Source organism: Cupriavidus sp. 96C5-1 (genome assembly GCF_057798855.1).
Genome location: NZ_JBYOJU010000038.1, coordinates 74684 through 97192, shown reverse-complemented (window position 1 = coordinate 97192; position 22509 = coordinate 74684). Strand labels below are relative to the sequence as shown.

Genomic DNA, 22509 nt, shown 5'->3' with positions numbered 1-22509 from the left:
AGAACTCATTTCAAAATGAACTCTCTTCACGCTGAAGGGTGCGCCAGCAAATAAGGCAACAGGCCAGCTTGAGAAGAGCTTCGTGAATGTCTGCGCGACGCTCGAAGCGGGTGCGCAGACGACGGAATGCGTGCAACCAGGCATGAGTACGCTCGACGACCCAGCGGATCTTGCCGAGTCCACTACCGTGGGGCTGACCACGCCGGGCGATCGAAGTCGGGATGCCGGCAGCATGAAGCGGTCGACGATACTTGTCGTGGTCGTATGCGCGGTCTGCGTAGATCCGACCTGGCTTGCGCAAGGGACGGCCTCGACATCCCCGGATCGCAGGAATCGCTTCGATCAGAGGCAAAAGCTGGGTGATATCGTTACGGTTCGCGCCGGTCAGGATGACCGCAATCGGCGTGCCGTTGGCGTCGGTAGCGACGTGGTGCTTGGAACCGGGTCGCGCGCGGTCGGTGGGGTTCGGTCCTGTTTTTGGCCCGCCCCAACCGCCCGAACTGAAGAGGAGTCGATGATGACGCGCGAGAAATCGATGCGGTCCGCTGCACGCAACTTTGCCAGCAAGATCTCGTGCAGGCGATCCCATACCCCCGCGCTTTGCCAGTCGCGCAGCCGCCGCCAGCAACTGACCCCGGAGCCGCAGCCCATTTCGATGGGTAGTTCGTTCCAGCGAATGCCGCTTCTCAGCACAAACAGGATGCCGGTCAATGCGGCCCGGTCCGACACCGGCATACGACCCGGATACCGGAATCGCCGCGGCTTGGCTGGCGGCAGAAGCGGTTCGATCAATGCCCACAATTCGTCGTCGATGATCGGCTTGCCCATCCTCTCTATCCTGTTGTCACAACGGACGAGGTTAACAGCTTCGCCTTGCGGTTAACAGTACCCAGCTGGTCTTTTTGAAACAGGTTCTAAATATCAAAATACCGCACGACACACTCAATATGCGCAAGCATTTCGATTGCCCGATCGATGGCAGGGTAGTCAGCCAGATATGGCACATCTAATATCCGCGCTGCGAGGTTCCTGCTAATAGCGCCCAGACGATCCGTCGCTCCCCGCGGGAGGATCGTCTGGTTTTTTTGCCGGCGGGACGGGATCCTCCCTCAAGGCCGGGGAGCTGGATTTCGTGGTGGGACGCATGGCCGAGCCTTCGATGATGCAGGGGCTCTCGTTCGAGCTGTTGTACGCCGAGTCCCTGGCGGTGGTGGTGAGGCCACACCATCCCCTCCTGGCAGAAACCGGCGGCGGAGCCTCACTGCAAACCGTGCTCGCTTATCCATTGGTCGTAGCGACTACCGGCACCGTGCCACGGCATCACACCGAGACTATGTTCCAGTCGCCCGGGCTGCGCTTACCGGCGGCCTGCACAGAGACACTATCGGCCTCGGTCGCCCGCCTGCCGGCGCCGCGCTCGGATACGGTGTGGATTACGCCGGAGCGCGTCGCGCAGGACGACGTCGATCACGGCTGGTTGGTGAAGCTGCCGCTACCGACGACTGGAAGCGCGGAACCGGTGGGAATCCTGCTCCGCAGCGCGGTGGCACCTAACGAACTGAGTCGTACGCTGCTGGACATTCTCAGGGAATTGGCACAAGCGAGCGCTGCAGGGAAGCCCCATCGCAAGAAATCCGGCTAGGCGCAGCCCCTTGTAACGGAGGAACTCGCTTTGACCGAACTAAGTTGCGCGACGCGATCAGGGCCCGGTGCCGCGGCAGCCATTACTGGGCATGCCCTATTGAAGGCCGCTTTGGTCTATTTTGATGATGCGAAAAAGGACGGCGTGCGAATGGGAAACGATGCGATACGCGGCGGCGTTTCACAGTGAACGGCCCAGCGAATTATGTTGTCGCTGATCCGATCGGTAGTGGGGTTGGCCAAGGCTAGTGGGATCACAGTGGTGCCCATGCGGACATAACGCAATATGGCGGACGGATCCATCCCGCGATGCCAGAGCCCAACGAAGACGGCGCTCGCAAGCGAGGGGCCCCAAAAGAAAGTGCGAGTTACAGGTAGCTACACCCCCACTTGCAGCAACGCCTTAACTCGGCGTCGATACTATCAAGACCTCGGAATGGAAATCCTGCAAGAAACAGAATTCAACGCTCTCTGTACAGAAAATGCGTAATTTTGATATCGCTACCGTTCTCGCATGTAATGTTTTAGTCCGGCTTCGCGCAATTTCATAGGCCACCAACGCGAGAAGAGCCCACCTGCCCGCCGGCTCACTTAGGTGAGCGTCATCGAGTCCTTGGCGAAAGAAGCAATTCACAATACCCTAACTCAGGTTCCCTCCTCATTCGACAACTCAGATAGCGCATCCAATGTAAATTTGATCTGTGCCGTCCTGACAATATCGCTCATCTCCAGATGTGGCAGGCTTGCCGCGTAGGCCCGCAATGCCTCTAGACACTGGCGGCAGCTAACGATATCGATCGATTTCAGTAGTCCGTCATGTTCCAGCGCCTCAGCAAGTCGATGCAACGACTCGGTTCCAGGGCAAGCGGGATCACGTAGACGGGCAATATCAAACATTTCCGCTGTGCCCTGAATAACCCCCACCATGCTGTAGGCCTTGCCATTCCCGGACGCCGTGTAGACAGGCACCCCGTTCTCTGACAACTCAGGTGCCCCGTCACGCTCAATGCGATCCAGCAACGATTCCAGCGGCGCAAAGGCAGCAGACAGCCGCCATGGACGCGTACGCATTGTGGCGCCAGCAATCGTGCGACCGGCGCGATATGGTTTTCTAGGTTTTTTCGACCGACTCATAGCGAGTATTACTCCATTAAATGGGCACCGCCGCAACGAGGCAATAACATCGATAGTCACAGGCCACTATACATACGAATGGTGCTGCATAAATCCGGATGCACCACGGATTGACGCTGTCGCGCAACAGCCAAGGTGGCACCTCCGTTACGGATAATCCGTGCAACGCGAGTCTACGCCGATCTTCGGCAACTCGGCTATTGAACGACCGCTCAGCCCACGTCGCGGTAGTTTGCCGGGTACGACAGTCTATTCAAGCAAGTACAGCAGGGGACAGGCCGTACCGTGAGACTGGCGTTTGCAGACCGGGGCTACACGGGCGAGGGGCCAGCGAAAGCAGCGCAGGATGAAGGCATGGAGTTGGAAGTCATCAAGCTATCGGAAGCGAAAAATGGATTCGTTCCTCTGCCAAGGCGTTGGGTTGTGGAGAACAGTTTTGGCTGGACCAGTCGGATTCGAAGACTCGCACGCGACGATGAACCTTTGCCAGAAACCCGGGCTGGCCTGCATCTCATCGTCTTCGCCATGCTCATGCTCGTACATGCAAGCCCCATATTGCAAAGTGCCTAAGGCGCTCTAGCAGCGAGTGCACGCCAGGCGGCGACGAACTGTCGCGCTCGCGCTCCGACTTCGTACGCCGGCATCTGCAGCGCGTACAGCGCCGAGCCGAGGCCGAAGTCGCTGAGGCCGCTTCGGACGTAGGGAGCCATATTGTCCGGCGTGATTCCTCCCACTGACAACAAGCGCGCTGCGGCCGGCAGCACGGCGCGGACCGCCTTGACAATCGAAGGCGCAATCATTTCCGCAGGGAAGTCCAGCGCATCGGTGCCGGTGTCAAGGACGGCGAAGGCCTCCGTGGGCGTGACAACTCCAGGCACACTCAGCATGCCGGCCGCCTTCGATGCCCGGATCACCGCCTGAAATTCAGGCAACTCGGATAGTGGCGTTCGTCGTCGCGCTGCCTCGATTTGAGCCGGAACTGCGATTGCCTCGCGCAATCGAAGACCGGCAATCCGCGCAGGGAGATCTGGCTGGCCTTGCGGCCCATCTTGGTCGTGACGGCGGCCGATGCGCCAACCGCGAAGGCTAGGCTACGTTTGCAGCGATGCCGTAATCCTGTTCCTTGCCGCGGCAGTTCGTCGATGATGGTGGAAGGCGTCATTGACGCAGGCGGAATCACGACAGAGCATCAAATGCGCCTGCTGATTTGCCGACTTCCCGAGCAGGCGCAGCGGACCCACGACTTACGGATCGGCCCGTCAGTTCATGGACGGCTGACTCGGCAAGGCTCAAGTAGAACCGCTCGACCTCGTCGATCGGGTGCATCGGCCGACTGTCGATCCACCACGAAAGCAGGTCGACGAGCGCACCGGCGAGATAGCTCGTGGCCGCGTCCCGCTTCCACCCAGCGGGGGCAACCACGGCAAGGTTCTCGGCAATGAGCTTCGCCACCATTTCCCGGAAGCGTACCTGTACAGCGTGCGCGCTGCGCCGTCCGAAGACGGACCGGCAAAGGCGTCGCTGCTCGTAGATATGAGCTAGCAACCCGCGCACGAATGCGAGTGGCTGCACGACCTTGGCTTTCGTATCGGTGCTTGCACATGTGCTCTTCAGCACATTGCGCAGGTCATCCAGGCTGCCGATCAACAACTCTTCCTTGCTTGGGAAATGCAGGTAGAACGTTGAACGCCCGATGTCGGCACGCGCACAGATGTCTTGCACGCTGAGTTCATCCCACCCCTTCTCCACTAGCAGCGACAGCAGCGCGTCTCGCAACGCGCGTCGCGTACGTTGCGTACGTCGGTCGACGGTTTTTGGTCTTGTCATATTCTCACCTACTGGACAATACGAGCCCTGATGTCCGGAAATGCGCAGCCGGCAGCCAGCAGTTCTTCTCCCAAACAATCGCGAACGAGATCATGAACACGTGTCCAGTATAGGACATTGATTCACCGAACTTGGAGCCAATCGTGCAATCTCATTCCGCAACAAACAAACCACATAGCCATGTGTGGCTCGTCGGCATCGCCGGCCTCGCCGCCGGTCTGGCTCTGATGGTCTACGTGCCATCCCTCAAGGCGGTCTCACAATCACTGTTTTGGTTCGCCGCCTTTCACCTGATCGGCGGCGTTGTTCTGCTGGGCTCGCTCTATGCCGCTGTCGGTCGACGTCTTCGCCAGCGACCGCACATCGTCGACTTCGGTTGGGCGCCGGCGTGGACGCTGGGGCCGCTGCTAGCGGCCATCGTTTTCCTTGCTGCTGCGGTTGCGCTGCAGATTGCGATGCCTGGGTGGTGGCCGTGCTCGATTGTTCTGACGTTCCTATCCGCTAACGCTTTTGCAGGCCACTTGGCCGCCACGTCAGCCGCGCGGCCAGATCATGCCCCGCTTCCGCTGGTTGATCTGCTGCCCGGCGGCCGAGGCCTCGTGCTCGACGGTGGCTGCGGCGCCGGCCGGACCAGTATCGCCGTCGCACGAGGGGTGTGCGGAGCAAGTATTGTGGCCCTTGACCGATTCGACTCTGATTACATCGAAGAGGGTGGCCGCGCTCTGCTCATGCGCAACCTGAACCTGGCTCGCATAGTGGACCGTGTCCACGTACAGCAAGGCGATCTCACCGATCTGCCGTTCAGTGACGCAAGCTTCGACGCCACCGTCAGCGCGCACGCGATCGACCACCTCGGCGACGCAAAGACAGCCGCCATGCGCGAGATGTGGCGGGTACTGAAGCCTGGTGGCCGATTCCTGCTGGTCGTGTGGGTACGAGGCTGGAGCATGTTCGCGATCGCCAACGTATTATCGTTCGCGCTGGCGACACGCGGTTCCTGGCGGACGCTGGCACTGCGATCCGGCTTCGATATCCAGTTGGACGGTAGCTTCAATGGGCATTTCTTCTTACTGCTCAGCAAACCGGCAGGCTCCGCCCCATTGGAGGATCCCCTTCTCCCAAGCTCCGGCATTTAGGTTACTCCCGACGATTTGCGGAAGATGGCACGGGAGACGTTACATCGGGGGGAAATGTGTGGGTGGAAGTACCCCTGCCGCTTGGACCAGCTCGGCAACCTACGGTCCAAAATCGAATGAACCTCCCGAAAGCAGCTCTAGTTAGTCCGAATCCAGCGCGCGAGTTTTCCGTATGGCCCCATTGTCGTGGATACAAGACGCTTGACATCATCGGACCAGTACAGTCGCCCCAAGACCAAATACGGAGGATCGACGTACGCACGTAAGAACTCGATCAGTGGCTCAGTAGTGTCAGACTTCCGGATTGGGTAATCGCGGCACCTGATCAGCCTATGGTCTGTTTACATTTGCTGAGATGTGTTTGCGTCTTGCCTTTTGTGCGAGCGAGGCAGAATGATCCGAACGTTGTTGAGCAACGCGGTATGAAGCAGAGTCGAACCCATCTCGCTTGGCGAGGAAGGCGACCTCGCTCGTACGGCAGCCGACAGTCGCTGGTTTCTCGAAGCCGTGCTGTGGATCGCCCCTACAGGATCCCCGTGGCGCGACTTGCCGGCGGAGTTTGGCGATAGCATACGGTGTACATGCATTTCTCCCGATGGCGATGCATGTACTGGCGGTGTCACTGGAGCTGGCTACGGCGAAGTGGATGGTTGCACTGCAGGATGGCCAGGGTAACAGTGCGGGATTCCACACGGTGACGCAGGCGGATGCTACGCTGCGCCTGCAAGCAGTGCTGGATCTTGTCGAACGGCACAGGCGGATGTGGTCGTTGCCGATGGATGCGCGGATCGTCGTAAGCTGCGAAGCCGGCAAGGACACGTTTGGATCTACCGCGCGCTGCGGACTCGCGGCATCGAGTGCTACGTGGTCGATCCCTCGAGCATTCCCGTGGAGCGCCAGAGGCGACGCGCGAAGACGGAAGGCATTGATGCCATCAAACTGGTCCCAATCTGTGCGCATGGCTGCGCGGCGAGCGCTGATCGGTGGTTCGCCAGCAACAAGACGGGCCCGGTGTGCGGTCACAGAATTGATATGCCGCCACCTTACTACGTCGCTGCGTGGACGTATCCGGCGTTTGGCGCCTCCTATATCGCCAGGTCAGCGCCCTGATCAATTTGGGAGACTACGCCATGGGTTCCGTCGTGCCTGCCTGTGGAGACGAAGGCGCTAACCTTTACGGCGATGCAAGCGAAACTCGCCTCGGCAGAACGAGAGAGTCAACTTCGTTCCTGTTTGAGCAAAATGAATTATCGGCATTGCAATTTGGTCAACAATTTCGGTCGGATGGATTCTTTCTCGTTGTTTTTTGTTGAAAATCATGCACTTACCGACAGATGGCACAGTGCAGGCAATGTCGGACCAACAGACTGGATTGGGTCGTCTATTGCTGAGCCAGCGCTGCCTAAGGCCTAGGCGCGCGTTCAGCGCATCCACGCCCGCATCGGCCATGCCTGCCGCGACTATCTGCCTGAAGCCACGACCACGATCAGCAATAGCCATGCAATGGTGTGTATCAAGGACCTGAAGGTGAAGAATATGTCCAAATCTGCGACAGGCACGGCGGATGCTCCAAGCAAGAGCGTTCGGGCCTAGTCTGGCTTGAACAAGGCAATCCTGGACCGTTGGTACGAGTTCCGGCTCCAGCTGGACTACAAGCTGACCTGGAACGGTGGCCGGCTCGTCGCCATACTACAGCAGAGCACGAACAGGACTTGCCCGTGCTGCGGACGCGTGGCGGCGGAGAACCGGCCCAACCTAGCCACGTTTGAGTGCGTCGTGTGCGGTTTCGAGGAACACACCGATGTGGTAGGCTCGATCAATGTTTTAAGGGCGGGACAGCCCCAGATAGCCTGTGAAGTGGGCGGTGCGATCATGCCGCCAGTTGCAGGAACCCGCCGAAGTGACTCAGAGGACGGCTCGATGCCGCACTTGAGCGCCGTACGAATCCTCGCCCTTTCCGCGCAACGCGCGGCAGCCGATGGCTGAGTGCAGGGAGGATGTCAGGGGGGTAGCTCATGCCCAGGTGCCCCAAACATTTTCACCTTCGCTCAATCAGCCCTAGGAATCAAACGTTAGGGCGTCGGGCATGCCGAATTATAGGTGAACAGATTTGGGGAAAACTCATGTGCAATCTGGCGCCGTGTGCCAACTCAGCTACGGATCGTATCAGCGACCTTCCTACCCTGACTATAGGTGAACATATTTGGGGGAAGCTTCACTTCCAATCTGGGGCGTCCGCTAGCTCTACTATGGATGGCATGTCCGATCATTTTTAGGTAGCTGCATGGCGGCGACAGCCCCCCCCAAATCCGTTCACCTTTGCGCAGTTTTCATGCGACAAGTAGCAGATGTCTAACGCGACAGTACTTTCACGCATGAAAGCGGCGAAAGCACGACACCCGCCGTGCCAATGATCTATTTCTCTTCCTGGGATGAGGCGAATCGCTCCTTCAACTCATCGACAAGCGCGCGGCGTTGCACTGGATCGAGCAGCGTGATTTCAAATGATACCTTCCCGGAATCCCAATCTTTCAGCACTCCAAGTGGTTTGCCCTCCCGGTCAAGGAGACGATGCTGACGGGAGGTCTCCTTTTGCTTGCGGGGCGGCTTAGATTCGTAACGGGTGCGAGCTTCCTCCACGTCCCTGCAATAAGCTTGTTCCTGGCCAATCTTTGTCGCCATCGCACTTGTGACGGTGTTACCGGCAACCTTCTCCAGCAGAGTCAGTTGATACAGTGTGGTGAGCGCAAATGCCTCCGGCTTTTCACGCACGATCTCAAGCACTGGCTCCGATAACTTGAGGATCGCCAGAGTCTTGTTGATATTAGACAACGACATCCCCGTGACCTCGGCAATGGCCGACTCGTTTGGGTAGACACCGTCGTCAATCAAGGACCTCCAGGCCAGTGCGTTGTCCAGCGGAGATTGGCCTTCCCGCTCGGCATTTTCCTTGTATGACAGTTGATAAAGCTGCTGGTCAGTCAGATTCGGGTGTACCAACAATCGCATGGTAGGCAGACCCGCAACCTTTAGCGCCTTTAAGCGATAGTGCCCACCAGCCAGTACACGGCGGCCGTCCCGAATCGTTGCGATGCCTGGGACCAACTGGCCGTCCGCTCGCATGCTCTCGGCAAGTTCATGAACGCGCTCGGGACGGTAGAGCCGGCGAGCGTTAAATGGATTGTCGTCAATCTGGCCGATATCAGTTTCTTCGTAGTATGGCCCTGCTGCTGAGGCACTGGATACCAATGTCACCGATTTTGCGGATGCCTCCTCTGCGACTTCATGCTTGAAATCCGGCTTCAACACTTCCGCCGAAACAAATTGTCTGGAGACGGAAACATCGGGTTTCTTCTCTGCGAACCCATTAGGCTGGCGCTCGACAAGGGCCTGAGCACGCGCGAAACGATCTGCCGGCGGTGCAGCTGCAACCGCCTTGTTGGCTTGCTCACGCATCAGATCCAGCTTGCTCTTACCCATTATGCGACCTCCCGCTGCTTGACTTCACCGCCCTTCCCTTTCCTGTTTTTTTGCTTTGATTCGATTCCTAGCCTACCGAGTACTACGGTTGCCAATTCCTCCACTTCCTTCACGGCGGCAGATGCCCCCGCAACACCGTGGACGGACAGTCCAAACATTTGGGATTCACCGTAGGCATTCCTCTGTTGCAATCCGGTAGCAAGGAGGGGGATATCGCTGTCCTCCTGCAAGATTTCAGTGCATGCCTTAAATACGTTTCCTCGACGCCCCATCGACGGAACGCAGTAGGTCTGAAGTTCCGAATTCTCTTCGCGAGCCCGTCTTGCCAGCTCTTTGGCTTCCCGACTCGCCCAAACGTTATCCATCAACGGAATCACCGGAATCAATGCCAGGTCAGAGATGTTCAATGCCGCCCACGGGATCGACGATTCAATGGCAGGGGGGCAGTCAATCAAGATGATGTCATGAAGCTCTGCGTGCTTTGCAAGCTCTCCAATTAGCTTCTCACGCAGGGGCGCCAGGCTAATAACCGTTGCAGGGAAAGGTCTTTCGGCCGATGCCTGGCCCGCCCAGATTGTACTGGTGCCCTGCTTGTCCATATCGACCACCATTGTGCGATAGCCTCGGAGTGCGAAGCTTCCGGCTAGCTGCATAGAGACCATGGTCTTGCCGCAACCACCCTTCTGATTGAACACGGTAACAATCTTAGCTGGCATATGCTTTCCAAGGAAATATATAAATATTTCGCGATTTTTCACGGAAGAACTTTAACCTGACATCGTCCTTAATAGGCACTTTTCAGCAAAAAATCCAGAGAATTTTTACATCTGCGTTGCCCAGCAGCAACATCTCATGCGCTTGGCGAGGCTTTCATGCATGAAAGCGGCAAGCGAGTCCGCCCGCACAGCGGGCTACCCTCTGCGTTTTGTTGGCGAAAACATATCTAGACCGGCTTACGAAGGGGTACTTTCACGCATGAAAGTACCCTGGTGCTGCCAGTGGACATGACAAATCCCCTTTCGGGGTGAGATGCACACGCTCGCGCATGAAAGTGCGTTCGTTATTGAAAATGGTCTAGACCCAGTTTTGCTCCGAAGCTCATCCCCCCAAAATTTCGAGAGATTAATTCAACTTACCTACACAAACAAGGCTGTTTTCCCGATCGATCACGAACCTTCACGTCAAAATATTACAGGCCCCTCAATCTGTGTTCTATCCAGGCCATTTTCATGTGTAAGAGCAGTTCACCAACGCTAGTCGGCACAGCAGATTTCCCCCTGGGCTAAGAGAAGCACTTTCATGCGTGAAAGTGCTTCTCTTAGCCCAGGTCGAGAGTCGAGATCCAATTCTGTATTCCGTTTCACTTCGGTCGCCTAACGCTGAAAATGCAGATCGGCACTCAAACAAGAATGTGCGAGAACCTAGCAACGGAACTCACACATGAAGGCGGAATATATCATCGCCATTTGAGAGACAAGTTACCGCCGTGAGATGAGGACTTTCACGTGTGAGAGCGCCCTAATGGGAAAATTCTGTTCCTATGGTTACCGAGTTGAACTTTCATGCATGAAAGTAGCTGATGTCTGCGCGATATCAACCGCGCACCTCGCAGCCCACAGGCATATCTAATCTGCTAAATGCTACCCGCGAATGCAGTTCGCCAGGAATGCTGCATGGCTCATGCGCTTAATGTCAACAAGTCTAGGCATCAGCAACTTTCACGTGTGAAAACGACCAGCCAGTGTACGCAGGAGCGAATATTGAAAGGGGGGTTATTTCCATCAGGCGTAAACAGTTGGCGGCATAGAGTCAGGCGGACGGCAGCGAAACGCGGAAATGAGGCGCGCGTATCAAAACGTTTCGCAAAAATGGGATATCTAGTTATTTTTGTATAAAAATAAATATCAAATTTAATTTTCTCGATGTGCAGCGCTTTCACGTGTGAAAGCGAAATTTCGCTAACGACCTTCGGATGATGAATACTCCAGCCGCCAAAGCCCGCTGCTTCTAGCAGGCTGCTGAAATACCTTTTTTTAATACCCCCAATTTTGGCTGACCAAGGGGGTGCCTTACCCCCAACCAAGTCGGAAAAATCGATTGTGCGCCGTTCTGCGAGGTCGTCAGTTCTGCGGCGAGGTTCGAAAAATAGTATTTCAGCAGCCTGCTAGTGGGCGGTTACCAGGTTCAGCGACTCCTGCATCGAGCAGTTGCCCGTCCGATTTCTTACTGGGGTCCCTCCCAGCGTCGAGGCCCCTCCGGACCTCGGTTCGGAGCATCCCACCCCTGCCTTGGTACTGAGGCTCGTCTTCTTCTTGCTCCTGGTCGAGAGCTCTCCCGCCCGGACCAGCGCCATGCCACGATGCGAATTGCCAGACTCGCATTGTGATCGGTGTTGGTGCAATAGTCGCAACGTTGGCGGACAAACGCTGCCTGCGATGGCCGCTTGTCAGGATAGATGTGGCCGCACGGACTACACTCTGCTGTGATGCGGCGGCACTGCTGGGACGTCGAGCCTATTTCGCCGCAGCGCCTTGTATTGCGCTAGTGTGAGCGTCCTGCCCCAAGTACTCGCCAGAATCCTGCTGTTGAGTCCCGCTTTGGCGCGAGCCTGGTTCTTGAGCCACCTGCCCGCCTCGTCCTGCTTCGCCTTCGACCGCGCACTCATTGCCTTAACGCGTAGTGCCTCGACACCAGCAGTCGCGTTCCCTCGCCAGTCACAAGGCGGCAGCTCTCCTAGCGCGCGAAGTCCTGCCGAACGTTCCGGGCAGATTGCTGACACCGCGCCCCGCGATGTTTGGCCTTGCGCCAGCCTGCGGATCCTTTGACTCGGCACGCCATGCGCCGCTGCCAGCGCTTGCGGGCGCGCTCCTTCTTACGCCATTTTTCTGCATCGCCCAGCCCGGCTGTTCTCCCGAGCTCGCATAGATCTGCACCGTGATGCCACGGTGGACGCCGATTGCAGCAACACGCAGCTCGTTGTCCGGCGAGGTGACCAACTCGGCCGCGACCTCTTCGGACTTCACCACCGGCAGTCCGTCATCCGTACTGAACTAGTCGTACCGGCTGCCTGCATCGAACGTCGCGTGCTGCCCGCCGGCATCGTGTGGGACCGTGCGAGAGTTGGATAACAGCGGAAACGATAACCGATTTGCAGGGGATGACTTTGTCAGCAAACCATTGAAATGCAACCGTGGAATGGCGGTAGGGCGCCGATTAGCATTCGGCGCAAAGAGAGAGCAGCCTAACGACTGCCGCCGACTTGACTCCTCCTGAGCCTTGCGGCCCTAGGAGAGAGGATGCGTCGGCAAAGGACCGTTCAAGCAATCTTCCCAGAGAGAACAAAATCCAAGATATCTTCCGACGTCGGCTCTCCCCATGTTCGCGCCGCGACCCACGTGAAGAAACTGGTCTTAACAAGCTTAGTTGCCTGTTTGGCAGGGACAATCTTAAGTTTTATAGACTCACATTGTTCGTTGTACCGTCCAATCAGGTCATTCTGCTCCTGATCAGACAATTCAGCAAAATACTTCTCAGCTTCAGGTAGTCGTGCTGCCAGGAACGACTCGCGAGCTTCGCCGGCAGTCCTAGCGGCAGATCGCTTCGCAACGACTGGCGGCTGTGCGGTTTCGCTAATGGGCTCCTGGCCCTTCCCCCAATCTTCTACGAGTGATTTCCTGAAGTAGGCCGCGACGTTCTCGACTGGCGTAGAGTGCTTCTTACTCTGCCGAGCCCTCGTGTAATCCACAGCTTGCCGGACTCTCTCAGCGCCATAAGTCCGCACCATCTTCCGGGCCTCTGATACAGGGATGCCAAATTTGCCTACGTTCGCGACAAGATCCACATCGATGTCCTCTTGGATCTCGTCCTCCTTCTTGCGCTCAATCTTGAACTGGAGGTCAACAACCGATCGGCCTACCTTATGTTCTATCAACTCTATATTGTGATCGGAGATCGCATTAATTTCGGCGATGCACGGGATCAAGACTGCGCGCTTAAATATCTTGTACTCCTTGTACTTTGTTTCACCTTCTTCCCGTCCAAGGATTAAACTGCGGAACGTCGACAGCGACATCTTACCTGTCTGACCGACTCGTTCGTATCGCACGGTGTTTTCCCACAGCGCCAGCGTATGGGCCCTTCTGAATAACCGTGCGATCCGCATGTCAATCATCGCGTAACGTTCAGGGTTCAGGAGTTCTTCGCAGATCTGTGGAGCGAACGAATAACTCAGCATTGAGCCTGTGATCTTCGCCCCGGCAATGAGCGTCGACCCAGTCCAGGTCGACGTTCCATCGCTGTTCAATTGATCCCAATCGACGACCGTACGCATGAGAGATTTTGCGGTCTCTTTTATGTACCCCGTATCCTTAGTTGTAAGTCCAAGACCCGCCATCATTTGCGGGATACCTATGCTAAACGTGCTTGCTTGCTCGTTCGTTTGCAGTCGTTGCTCGATGGCGTTCTTGATCAGAGAATTGAACAACCGCCGCTGCTGGAGAGTAATCGCACTACCGACAGGAGAGACATGGATGGCTTGCACTGCCTTCTTGAATGGTTCCGGCGCTTCCTGTTGCTGGAAGAGGGCAATCTGCCCGCTCTTTGACGCGCTGCTGGCTTTGGACATTCGAGGCACCGACGATGGCTAGGTTAGGTGAAATACTAGAGATCAATCGTTCACCTATCAAGCTCTATTAGTTGGAAATTACTTCTGTTGTTCTCGTTCCGAGAACTCTTGCCACACCGATTCCCCAAATATGTTCACCTATCATCTCCCCAAAACTGTTCACCTTTCGCGCACCCCAAAATCATTCACCTTTCTGGCACCCCAAATTTGTTCACCATAGCGTCGCCAAGCATCTGCTTCCTGAAACGTAGCGCTGCAAGTGGAAGTGCTTTATGGGTCATGTGCTAGCGAATTCCCCCTACATTGATAAGGTACGCGATACACCCCCAAAACCATTCACCTCTCTGCCACCCCAAAACTGTTCACCTTATCGCCGCCAGGCATCTGCTTCCTGAAACGTGGTACTGCAAGCAGTCGAACTCTATGGAGCATGGCCTGGCAAGTCCCTCTAGGCTGGCAAGTTACGCGACAAGCCCCAAAACCATTCACCTCTCGGCGGCAGAACACCAGTACTTAGTGTTGGGCCCACAATCCTCCGCTGCGGGCTGAGCGGGCGAGAGCACTCACGAGAAAATCAGCTTCTCCGTCGAGGCGTCCGGTGACACATACGTGCTTCCCCAAAAGTGTTCACCTAATCGGCACCCCAAATCTCTACACCTATCTCACTCGCGGAATTTCTTCATCTGCTTCTTAGTGTAAGCAATCACTTAACCTACTTCCTTTATAAATAGGACTTCTCTTTAGAAGTCCTCACCTTTTGCTTCCCCCAAATCTCTTCACCTGAGATCTTAAGTAAGGGGCCGATACGGCGGCTGTCTGTGCCACACGGAACTCCCCGGCGCAGCGAATTCGCCGCATTTCACCTAACTATGTGCCTCTTGGGGCTCTTCAAAACCGCTGAGCGGACGAAGTATCCCAAATCTGTTCACCTTAACCGTGTTCTTCTCGGGCATGTAACCGTGGCGTTCGCTTCCTCGTGCAGCACCTTGGCTTTTTTCCGCTTGGTATGGTGGTTACAGAGAGAGTGTGCGCTCACAAGTAAACAAGAACGTTAGTCATCCAGACGTAGGCGTAATAGGTGAACTGATTTGGGACCCACTCCAAAATCGCCCCAAAAATGGTCACCTTTTATCTCCCCAAAACCCTTCACCTACCGAGAACGGATGATCTATCCCTATCCTGAATCAGTTCAGTCACAAGATGCAGTGGCTTGGTAAGTACAGCTGGAATCCATCAGAGAGCACTATAGGCCACTTTTCCTTGAAGAGGATCTAAGGGAAGGCACATGTAGTGTTTACGTGTATTTCGTAAACACTGTAAACCTTTAGGTAAACCTTTGACTTCCGGAAACCCGCTCCAGTAAAGGGTTTCCGGGCCATATCGTGCACTGATTTGGGGATTGGGTGAAGAGATTTGGGGGAAAGGGGCTGTGGATTTGGGGAGGTAGGTGAAGCAGATTGGGGCTATAGGGCTGTGGATTTGGGGCATAGGTGAACAGTGTTGGGGAAAACCCTAGAAACGCGGAGGAGCAAGCTGCCGCCGGTGCAGGAGCAAGAGAACACATCACAGGGGTTATGCACATCCGGTCATCCGTCGAGTCTGTACGCTGGACGGGTTCAAGCCGGCCCATAGGACCGGCGTTGGCTTGCAGGATACATCACTGATTTTCCCCTCGTTCTAAGGCTGCCGGCGATAGACTGCGAAACGAATCAGCCCCTCAAGCCGCAGAAGGCGATGCACTGGGCGCCAGCTCGCGGGGGCCCAGCGAGATACCGCTTCCTCGTAGCGCGGGGGGTTGTCGCCCTTATAGAGGGCACGACGTCCTGCTTCGGCCGCATGTAATGCTGTTGGCATTTCAGTCCGAACAGCCTACAGCTCGAGGGGCATGGACACGGCAGATCTGCCTCCCGATACCCATGAGTTTCTCTCCAAGCTTAGACTGCCACACGCAGATGCGACGCGCGAAGCCAAAGGTCCGAATAGTCCAGCCTCTCGGTCTTCCGCACGCGCATTCGCACGGCAAAGCCTTCCGTCACCAAACGTGCTTGCAGCTGCTCCGCAAAATGCTCACCGGGTCGCTAACCGTGTTTCGGATCGAGAGGATCCCGGTCGGAGCAGATGATCACTTCGTCGAAGCGATCCCGCCGGATGTCGGCGGCAGCCAGGTTGCTGGCGTTCAACAGGTACCAGACCTAGATGCGATTGCCGGTGGCGGCCACCAAGGCTAGGCCGGTTTCGATCCCGTCGCAGACGATGGCCTTGCGGCTTCGGGTGGTCGGGCAATTCAGGCGAATGGCGGCGCCGGCGAGCTTTTGGGGCTCGCCATCTGTTTTTTCATATCGACGAAGAGCGCCTTGTAGCCATCTTTGCTCAGGTAGGTGCAGTGGAGCGTGACTGGTGTCCCATCGGCACGTCTTGCCCTGGCCAGCATGACCGGCCAGTCGCCGCAGTTGGCCGGCTTGTCCTGATCGTCTGTATCCCAATAGGCCATGGCCGGGTGATACCGAAGATCGGGTAAGAGCCACGCCAGTCGCAGGCCAGGCCCCTGCTGGCTGAGGTAGACTCATACTGGCAAAGTCTCCGTGATGGCCACCGAACCCGGCTAGGCCGCGTTCAGCTTCGCGCGCTTCTCTCTGGCCTCGGCTTCCGCCTTTGCCTTGAGGCTGCGCTCGTCGTAGTGGGCGGCTGGCCGACAGCCTGATTCTCCCTCCAGGAATTCGAGGGCCTCGCGATCGGTCATGCCGGCGAAGGCGCGCAGGAGCGTGTATCCATTGCCGGCGCCGCAGTGGTTGCAAAAATAGGTGCCGGCATCATTCCTGTTGTCGAAGCGGAAGCGGGTCTTGCCCCCACAGAGCGGGCAGGGGCCTTGACGCTTCGACAGGCATTTCACGTCGAGCTGGGCAGGTGTCAGGACTCTTACCTAGTCGACCTCATTGAGGTTCAAGCGCATTGTGTTCTCCTGCCTCGGAAAGGCGATCAAAAGAGGAAAGCCTCGAGGGGGGCGGGGTTGAAGAAGCAGCCGGAAGGCCCAGAGGCCTTCTGTGCTGTGCGTCACCCGCCAACGGCCCAGCGCGCCGCTGGCGGCTACCGGACCGCATCCAAGCCGATCGACCACATTGACGACCTGCCGGCGTTCAACAAGAAGCTCTATGAAGAAGTCAACCTGCAGGCGTCATCCTGCCATTTCATCTGCCTGGTCGAGACGGAGGCCAACCGCTTCGTGCTGATCCTGACCGAGGACATGATCAATTCGGACATCGCCAACGAGCTGATCAAGGCACTGGCGTTCAAGCGGGAGGCGGCCGATCCCCTCTACTACATTGCGTCCACCGTCGTGATGGTGGAGCTGTGTCGCGATGGGGTCATGGAGAACAAGCCGCAGGCGTGCCAGATCCGCCCAGGCGGGCAAAGACGGTCGCCAACTCGGTGGGAGGCGGCGGTACCGGTGCCGCCGGTGGAGCAATCTTCGGGGCTGCAGGAGGGCGGGCGTATGCGGTACACCGGCGCCGCCGCGCAGAATCGGTGGCAGCTCGTCCTGAGGCCAACAGCGGCCAGCGGCCGCGCGCCTGCAGGACCGAGTCCTCACGCACGATTTGGCGATAGTCTTGGGAGGTGCCGCCAACGCGCTGGAACAGCTTCGATAGATCGTCAGAGTGCACTGGAGAATTTCCTTCGTTGGAATAGCGACTTAGCGAAATTGTCTGCCCGTCCCATGCGTTCGCAACCGGAGCAAAACTCGCCATCCGCGTCTCCCGCCGTTTGTCGGGCGAGCCGATATCGCTCCACCAACTCAATGAAGCTTGTAGCGGATGGTCGGCGCGGCATCCATCGCGCCAATTTTCCAGCGATAGGCCTTGCTAAAGAAACCTGGCTCGTCGTGAGCGTTGTGGTCTACCACTTCGGCATAGGCCGGCAGGCGGACCTCCAGCGTGCCGTCGACCTTGAAGCCGAGCTGCCGCAGCGCATCCAGGTCCTTCTTGCTGATGGGCGCCGGCGCAATAGTGAACACGCCTTCTTTGTCCCGTTTAACCAATACGAAATTCAAAGCGTCCGATGGCTGGCCAGGTTGCAGATCCTGCTCTATGGAGAGTTCATAGCGCCCTTCGCCAACATAGATCGCTTTGCGGACCCCGGGTCTGTCTGCCATCCGTGCGGCGTCCTGCTTAAGCACCTGCAGATCGTTGGGCGAGAGTCTGGCACCTTCCTTGAGCCGGATCGTAGCCGGCACCGACATCGCGGTGCCTTCGTATCTATAGGTATAGGTGCCGTCCCGCTTGACCAAGACCGACACCGTGAGTTTCTCGGGAACGAGGCAGCCGGCCAGGAGTAGCACAACCAGATTGGCCGCCACGACGGAGAAGAGCTTGCGCACGGCACGAATCCGTTAAATAAGGGAAGAGGGGAGGCGCGAGATACCGCCTCGTGTATCCAGCTATCGCCTATCGCTCAGTCGCTCAGTCGTCGCGATGACCAGAATCATTCTTAGCGACCCACCGGACCGCAGTAACGAGGGCGGCGAGGAGAACGGCGACGTATCCTGCAGCAGCTGCGATTTGCATACTGGACTCCGCTCGATACAAATTCTAAGGAACGATTGGCTGGGAAACTATTGGTCGCGAGAGGGGATCGATGTCCGCTCACGGCTTGACGCGGTTTAGCTAGCGCGGTGTTGTCGATGGCGTGCACCCGACAGACAGTCCTGATACAACTGCACCGTTTCGCGGCCCAGAGATGCGAGCGAAAAATTCGCCTCCACCCATAGACGTCCCCGGCTTCCCATGCGCGCCGCGCGCCTCGGGTCCGCTGCCAGCCGGCTCATCGCCACGGCCAGGGCATTGGCGTCGCGCGGCGGCACCAGTACGCCGTGGTCGCCGTCGATGAAGGTCTCTGGAATGCCGTCCAGCGAAGTGGCAACTACCGGCTTGCCGCAACTTAATGCTTCGAGGATGACCAGGCCCAGCGCTTCGCTGCCCACGGGCGGATGCACCAGCACGTCGATCGCCTGCATCAGCGATGCCACATCGTGCTCAAAGGAGCGAAAGTGGAAATTCCTGTCTAGCCCTAGGGAATTCGCCTCACGGCGTAATTGCGGGGTGAGGTCTCCATCACCGACACACAGAAAATGCGAATGAGGATGTCGTTCGAATACCTGCGCTGCGGCCTTGACGAAGTAAGACTGTCCTTTCCCGTCCGGCTTTTGTGCCCCGCCGATAAGTGCATAAATCCATGCCTCATGAGGCACCCCGAGGGCTCTGCGGACCCGATGGCGTTCCGCGGTGCAGGCGCGGAAGCGCTCGGTATCGATGCCGCAGTAGATCCGCCTGAGCTTCAAGGTGCGGTCTGGATCCACAAGACGCAATGCATTCTGTACCGCGTCGGAAACCGCAATCACGCTGGAAGACGCGGCTAGGTATCGGCGCGTCCGCTCCTTGAGGCTTGTCATCAGGTGGCGCGTCACGACGACCGCCGCCTTCCGGCCAGAAAGTATCCATGCCAGGATCGCCACCCAGTAGTCGCGGCCATGATGCGCGTGAATGACATGCATTTGCCGTTCCCGGAGATGCCGTGCCAGTATCTCCGGCCACGCGATGCGCTTGGCGTTCAGCTCCAGCAAGCAGATCCCCTGCATCTCGCGCGCGGCGGCTATCCACCGTGCATCGTGGGGCGCCGCCAGGGTTACCTCGCAGCCCTGCAACTGCAGGGCCCGGCAAAGTGAAAGCGTATGGGAATCGATGCCGCCACCGTCGAGGAGAGAGTTAAGGATCAGCACACGCAACTGGGAGGCGGGCGTCACCGCGCGTTGGTTACCGTGCATCATGGCTGGCCGCGTCCGTACCGCGCTGGTCCTCATAGGCGGTGATTAACTTCTGCAGGAACTGGCCTGGATGCGTGGTGCGCGAAACCGGCACTCTAGGCAGGCGGAACAAGTCGTGCCCTGCGCTAGCGCGACCGCGGTTGGTGGTGACGGCGGTGTGGAAGCCCGCTTCGCGCACCTGGTCCACAATCGCCTTGTCGTACTCGCCGAAGGGGTAGCAGAAATGACGGACCGGCTCGCCAAGCATATCCTCCAGTTCCTGGCGGCAACCTTCGATCTCGTCGCGGGCGGTTGCAGCGTCCGCTTTGGTCAAGTCCATGTGCGTCCGCGTATGCGCGCCGACCTCCATCCCTGCCCGGCCCCACTCGCGCAGCTCGCCCTGCGCCATCAGCGGCTTGGCCGGCACGCCGATCGATGTATCCCACTCGTTCGTCTTGCCGACCAGGCTGCTGACGGCATAGCAGGTGGCGGTAAAGCCGAAGCGCTGCAACACTGGCAAGGCATGCTCGATGTTGTTGCGATAGCCGTCATCCAGCGTGATGCCGGCAACCTTGCCAACCTTCTCGCCATGCAGATAAGGCACTAGCTCGCGTATGCAGAGTCCGTGGAAGCCCATCAGCTTGAGCATGCGCATTTGCCAGGCAAAATCGCGCGGTGCCACCACCAGGCCGCGCAGCGGCGCGCCCCGGGCCGGTGGCACGTCAATCTGGTGATACATGAGGATCGGGATACGCGACGTCACGAGACGAGAAATGCGACGGCGTATTCTGCAGCAGCTACCAATAGCATAACGGCTCCGCCTGACACAAATTATGAGCAATGAAAGGCCGGGAACGTATCGCCTGCGAGAGGAGATCCTCGCGGCGCGTCTTGCCCGCTTAGTCGGGCTGCATGAGCAGCCCTAGCGCTTTCGCCTCCTGCCGGTGCTGACGATCCTCCTGCTCGGCGATGACGCGCAAGGTCGCGTGCTTGAGCAAGGAGCCGTCGGTTGGGGTGGCGGCGAGCGGTCTCAATTCATCGAGCGAAATTCGAACCGGCTGGCAATCTGGCTGCATGTCGATTTTGCTTGGGGCGAAAGGGAACTATTGTCCGCAATGCAAGGCCATGCAAGCGCGGTAGCCTTAATGGTGCGCAAATTTCACAAACTCTGCGCAATCGGGATTCTTTGCTGCGAACAGGCCGTCCTCAGTCTCATATCGGACGGCGTTTTCGCACGGCCACGGCCGGCGCCTTGGGATCGCTCTCCGAGCTCGCCAGACAGCCAAGGTCATCCAACTGGACGGAAGCGATGGCGTGCTTGTAGATTGCCTGCAAGCCGCGAGTTGTGTTCAGCAGCACAACAAAGTTGTCGAACGAATTGATTGAACCAGCTAACCCGACGCCGGAGACCAGATACACCTTGACCCGCCTTCGCTCCTTGCGTGCGACATTGAGCAGCCAATTCTGGGGACCGGGTGCGACAGGTTGCATTTGAAGCCGGGATGACTGGCGAAAAAAAGTCGCCGTCCTAGGATCGGCGACTTAATGGAGTGTCGACCGAGACGGGGGGCCTGGCGACGAATCTAGCATAGACGATTTGATGAGGTCTCTATTCCCACTTGCGGGGGGGTTAATATATTGCGCTATCTGTATATGGCTAGCGCAAAAGAGATTCCAATCGTTCGCGTTGGACAGCGCAATCGAACCTGTCCCAGGTGCGATCTACGGCGCCGGAATTATCCAACCGTCCTCTCTTCGCAACAATTGGCGCGATTTTTCGCGGATACCTCCAGCGCCATATTCCTTGATTTGCTCAAAGGCCGCTTGGACGTCCTGGCGCCGTGCCCATGTCTCGATAGTCACATCCACCTTGTACTTAACCATCTTGGCCTCGTAGCCGAAGAAGTCCGGGGCCTTTTCTGCACCCACGACACCTCGGTATTTCTGTGTCCCAAAGCACAGTCTTCCTTCATCTCCCTTTGCCTCCAAGCCCGGTCTGGACGTGTCATTCTTGTGGAGTTTCTGCCTCCCCAAGTCGGTCAGAGAGTACGTGCGAAAGCCTTGATTAGGACCGATTACATACTCGATCAGACCCGCCGCGGCTAGCGCGTTCAGACGGTCGCCCGCGTTATTCCACTCGTCCCAATGCTTGTCGGTGAAATACCGAACATCAACCTGGGTGGGCCACGTATCGTAGCTATAGCTACTTGGGCCAGCAACGACGCAAAGTTGAGTGTGCTTTGCGACAAACGCTTGCAGCGGCTCATCAAATGGGCTCCTACTGGCAGCCTTCTGATCACATGCTGAGAGTGCGATTACCGAAATCAGCAGGAATGCGAGATGCGAGGGTGTTGGGCGCATAAAGATACCCATTATTGCTGGTTATTGAAATGGAGTGGGTGCGGTGGCACCTAGAGAAAAGGCCCGCCGAAGCGGGCCTGGAACCTACATGACGAAGGGCTTCACTGCGTCGCGAATAACCAACCGCCCAGTTGTAGTACGCAACGCAATCAAGGCGCCACGAAAGACGCTAAGCCCGCCGCGAAAGCCGTGCGGCATCCATAGCTTAGGCGGTCTTTTGCTCCGTATCCTCACTCTCCGTGACATTCATGTGAATGGCGTGCGTGAATGCGATAACCCATGCGTCCACGGGACGTATCACAGACTGTCAACTCAGCTTGCTCCCCAAAATAAGAAGCTCTGCAGATTGTCGCGGGGCCTCCTTCGAACGAGGTAGAGTGCAGGGACTCGCTCGTATGAGCTCCGATCATCTAGTACACGCACCGGTTATCGCAACAGCGCAGCTTTTTACATCATCGTCACAATGACCGGCACTGCGAGCAGGAATAGTGGCCTAATCTAAAAGTGCCGCC

General features: G+C 57.5%; 21 protein-coding genes and 5 pseudogenes. 6 read left to right on the top strand and 20 right to left on the bottom strand.

From position 1 onward, the window contains the following. Nucleotides 1-10 precede the first annotated feature (10 nt). Nucleotides 11-828 (bottom strand): IS5 family transposase gene (locus AC3FOF_RS32505; RefSeq protein ID WP_488728592.1). Its coding sequence is split into 2 segments (ribosomal slippage): nucleotides 11-480 and nucleotides 480-828, totalling 819 coding nucleotides; the frame shifts between segments, so codons are not numbered across the junction. A gap of 274 nt (nucleotides 829-1102) precedes the next feature. Between AC3FOF_RS32505 and AC3FOF_RS32500 the strand changes: the two are divergent. Beyond that, nucleotides 1103-1642: pseudogene (locus tag AC3FOF_RS32500) on the top strand (LysR substrate-binding domain-containing protein); the annotation flags it as partial. 644 nt (nucleotides 1643-2286) lie between these two features. On the opposite strand, the gene AC3FOF_RS32495 reads toward AC3FOF_RS32500, so the two are convergent. Next, on the bottom strand, nucleotides 2287-2712 hold the full coding sequence (locus AC3FOF_RS32495) for a hypothetical protein (RefSeq protein WP_488728947.1): 426 nt from the start codon (nucleotides 2710-2712) through the stop codon (nucleotides 2287-2289). Nucleotides 2713-3024: 312 nt separating this feature from the next. Between AC3FOF_RS32495 and AC3FOF_RS32490 the strand changes: the two are divergent. Continuing rightward, nucleotides 3025-3345 (top strand): annotated as a pseudogene (locus AC3FOF_RS32490) (transposase); the annotation flags it as partial. On the opposite strand, the gene AC3FOF_RS32485 reads toward AC3FOF_RS32490, so the two are convergent. Genes AC3FOF_RS32485 through AC3FOF_RS32475 form a run of 3 tightly spaced genes read right to left on the bottom strand, consistent with a single transcriptional unit; the run spans nucleotide 3342 to nucleotide 4602 of the window. Beyond that, on the bottom strand, nucleotides 3342-3707 hold the full coding sequence (locus AC3FOF_RS32485; RefSeq protein ID WP_488728946.1) for a beta/alpha barrel domain-containing protein: 366 nt from the start codon (nucleotides 3705-3707) through the stop codon (nucleotides 3342-3344). The pseudogene AC3FOF_RS32490 and the gene AC3FOF_RS32485 sit on opposite strands and share 4 nt — an antisense overlap. Continuing rightward, nucleotides 3686-3937, bottom strand: a complete 252-nt coding sequence (locus tag AC3FOF_RS32480; protein WP_488728945.1) for a hypothetical protein — start codon at nucleotides 3935-3937, stop codon at nucleotides 3686-3688. The genes AC3FOF_RS32485 and AC3FOF_RS32480 overlap by 22 nt, the downstream gene beginning before the upstream one ends. 14 nt (nucleotides 3938-3951) lie before the next feature. Then, complete coding sequence (locus tag AC3FOF_RS32475; protein ID WP_488728944.1) at nucleotides 3952-4602, bottom strand: TetR/AcrR family transcriptional regulator; 651 nt, start codon at nucleotides 4600-4602, stop codon at nucleotides 3952-3954. Nucleotides 4603-4745: 143 nt separating this feature from the next. Here AC3FOF_RS32475 and AC3FOF_RS32470 point away from each other — a divergent pair, with 143 nt between their 5' ends. From AC3FOF_RS32470 to AC3FOF_RS32460, 3 genes and pseudogenes are all read left to right on the top strand, one after another. Beyond that, entirely contained in the window at nucleotides 4746-5738 is a 993-nt protein-coding gene (locus AC3FOF_RS32470; protein ID WP_488728943.1) for a class I SAM-dependent methyltransferase, read from the top strand. 441 nt (nucleotides 5739-6179) lie between these two features. After that, nucleotides 6180-6340 (top strand): annotated as a pseudogene (locus AC3FOF_RS32465) (transposase); the annotation flags it as partial. Then, nucleotides 6334-6715: pseudogene (locus AC3FOF_RS32460) on the top strand (IS110 family RNA-guided transposase); the annotation flags it as partial. The pseudogenes AC3FOF_RS32465 and AC3FOF_RS32460, both read left to right, overlap by 7 nt. 190 nt (nucleotides 6716-6905) lie before the next feature. Here the strand turns inward: AC3FOF_RS32460 and AC3FOF_RS32455 are convergent. Continuing rightward, entirely contained in the window at nucleotides 6906-7238 is a 333-nt protein-coding gene (locus tag AC3FOF_RS32455) for a hypothetical protein (protein WP_488728942.1), read from the bottom strand. A gap of 99 nt (nucleotides 7239-7337) precedes the next feature. On the opposite strand from AC3FOF_RS32455, the gene AC3FOF_RS32450 reads away from it, so the two are divergent. Further along, a complete protein-coding gene (locus AC3FOF_RS32450; RefSeq protein ID WP_488728941.1) occupies nucleotides 7338-7724 on the top strand; it encodes a zinc ribbon domain-containing protein in 387 nt (128 codons plus the stop codon). A 429-nt stretch (nucleotides 7725-8153) separates the two neighbouring features. On the opposite strand, the gene AC3FOF_RS32445 is transcribed toward AC3FOF_RS32450, so the two are convergent. The 14 genes and pseudogenes from AC3FOF_RS32445 to AC3FOF_RS32380 all read right to left on the bottom strand — a co-directional run bounded on the left by AC3FOF_RS32445 (nucleotide 8154) and on the right by AC3FOF_RS32380 (nucleotide 22009). Then, nucleotides 8154-9218, bottom strand: coding sequence for a ParB/RepB/Spo0J family partition protein (locus AC3FOF_RS32445; RefSeq protein ID WP_488728940.1), 1065 nt, complete (start codon nucleotides 9216-9218; stop codon nucleotides 8154-8156). After that, a complete protein-coding gene (locus AC3FOF_RS32440) occupies nucleotides 9218-9934 on the bottom strand; it encodes a ParA family protein (protein ID WP_276269450.1) in 717 nt (238 codons plus the stop codon). The genes AC3FOF_RS32445 and AC3FOF_RS32440 overlap by 1 nt, the downstream gene beginning before the upstream one ends. Before the next feature lie 992 nt (nucleotides 9935-10926). After that, complete coding sequence (locus AC3FOF_RS32435) at nucleotides 10927-11301, bottom strand: hypothetical protein (RefSeq protein WP_488728939.1); 375 nt, start codon at nucleotides 11299-11301, stop codon at nucleotides 10927-10929. A 631-nt stretch (nucleotides 11302-11932) separates the two neighbouring features. After that, nucleotides 11933-12244, bottom strand: coding sequence for a hypothetical protein (locus AC3FOF_RS32430; RefSeq protein ID WP_488728938.1), 312 nt, complete (start codon nucleotides 12242-12244; stop codon nucleotides 11933-11935). Nucleotides 12245-12534: 290 nt separating this feature from the next. Beyond that, complete coding sequence (locus AC3FOF_RS32425) at nucleotides 12535-13851, bottom strand: replication initiation protein (RefSeq protein WP_488728937.1); 1317 nt, start codon at nucleotides 13849-13851, stop codon at nucleotides 12535-12537. Between the two features lie 2275 nt (nucleotides 13852-16126). Further along, nucleotides 16127-16390 (bottom strand): annotated as a pseudogene (locus tag AC3FOF_RS32420) (DUF7146 domain-containing protein); the annotation flags it as partial. Between the two features lie 54 nt (nucleotides 16391-16444). Beyond that, nucleotides 16445-16732, bottom strand: a complete 288-nt coding sequence (locus AC3FOF_RS32415; RefSeq protein WP_276264677.1) for a primase-helicase zinc-binding domain-containing protein — start codon at nucleotides 16730-16732, stop codon at nucleotides 16445-16447. 472 nt (nucleotides 16733-17204) lie between these two features. After that, entirely contained in the window at nucleotides 17205-17585 is a 381-nt protein-coding gene (gene bcsR / locus AC3FOF_RS32410) for a BcsR/BcsP family cellulose biosynthesis protein (RefSeq protein WP_430869519.1), read from the bottom strand. Between the two features lie 47 nt (nucleotides 17586-17632). Further along, the gene (locus AC3FOF_RS32405; RefSeq protein WP_488728936.1) at nucleotides 17633-18214 is read right to left on the bottom strand and encodes a hypothetical protein; all 582 of its coding nucleotides are present in this window, start codon (nucleotides 18212-18214) and stop codon (nucleotides 17633-17635) included. A gap of 282 nt (nucleotides 18215-18496) precedes the next feature. Next, on the bottom strand, nucleotides 18497-19660 hold the full coding sequence (locus AC3FOF_RS32400) for a glycosyltransferase family 4 protein (RefSeq protein ID WP_488728935.1): 1164 nt from the start codon (nucleotides 19658-19660) through the stop codon (nucleotides 18497-18499). Then, nucleotides 19647-20285: a polysaccharide deacetylase family protein gene (locus tag AC3FOF_RS32395; RefSeq protein ID WP_488728934.1), complete on the bottom strand. Its 639-nt coding sequence runs from the start codon at nucleotides 20283-20285 to the stop codon at nucleotides 19647-19649. Before AC3FOF_RS32395 ends, AC3FOF_RS32400 begins: the two co-directional genes overlap by 14 nt. A 250-nt stretch (nucleotides 20286-20535) precedes the next feature. Beyond that, a complete protein-coding gene (locus AC3FOF_RS32390) occupies nucleotides 20536-20712 on the bottom strand; it encodes a hypothetical protein (protein ID WP_488728933.1) in 177 nt (58 codons plus the stop codon). Between the two features lie 136 nt (nucleotides 20713-20848). Continuing rightward, entirely contained in the window at nucleotides 20849-21127 is a 279-nt protein-coding gene (gene hfq / locus AC3FOF_RS32385; RefSeq protein WP_488728932.1) for an RNA chaperone Hfq, read from the bottom strand. Between the two features lie 231 nt (nucleotides 21128-21358). After that, complete coding sequence (locus AC3FOF_RS32380; protein ID WP_488728931.1) at nucleotides 21359-22009, bottom strand: hypothetical protein; 651 nt, start codon at nucleotides 22007-22009, stop codon at nucleotides 21359-21361. Nucleotides 22010-22509 lie beyond the last annotated feature (500 nt).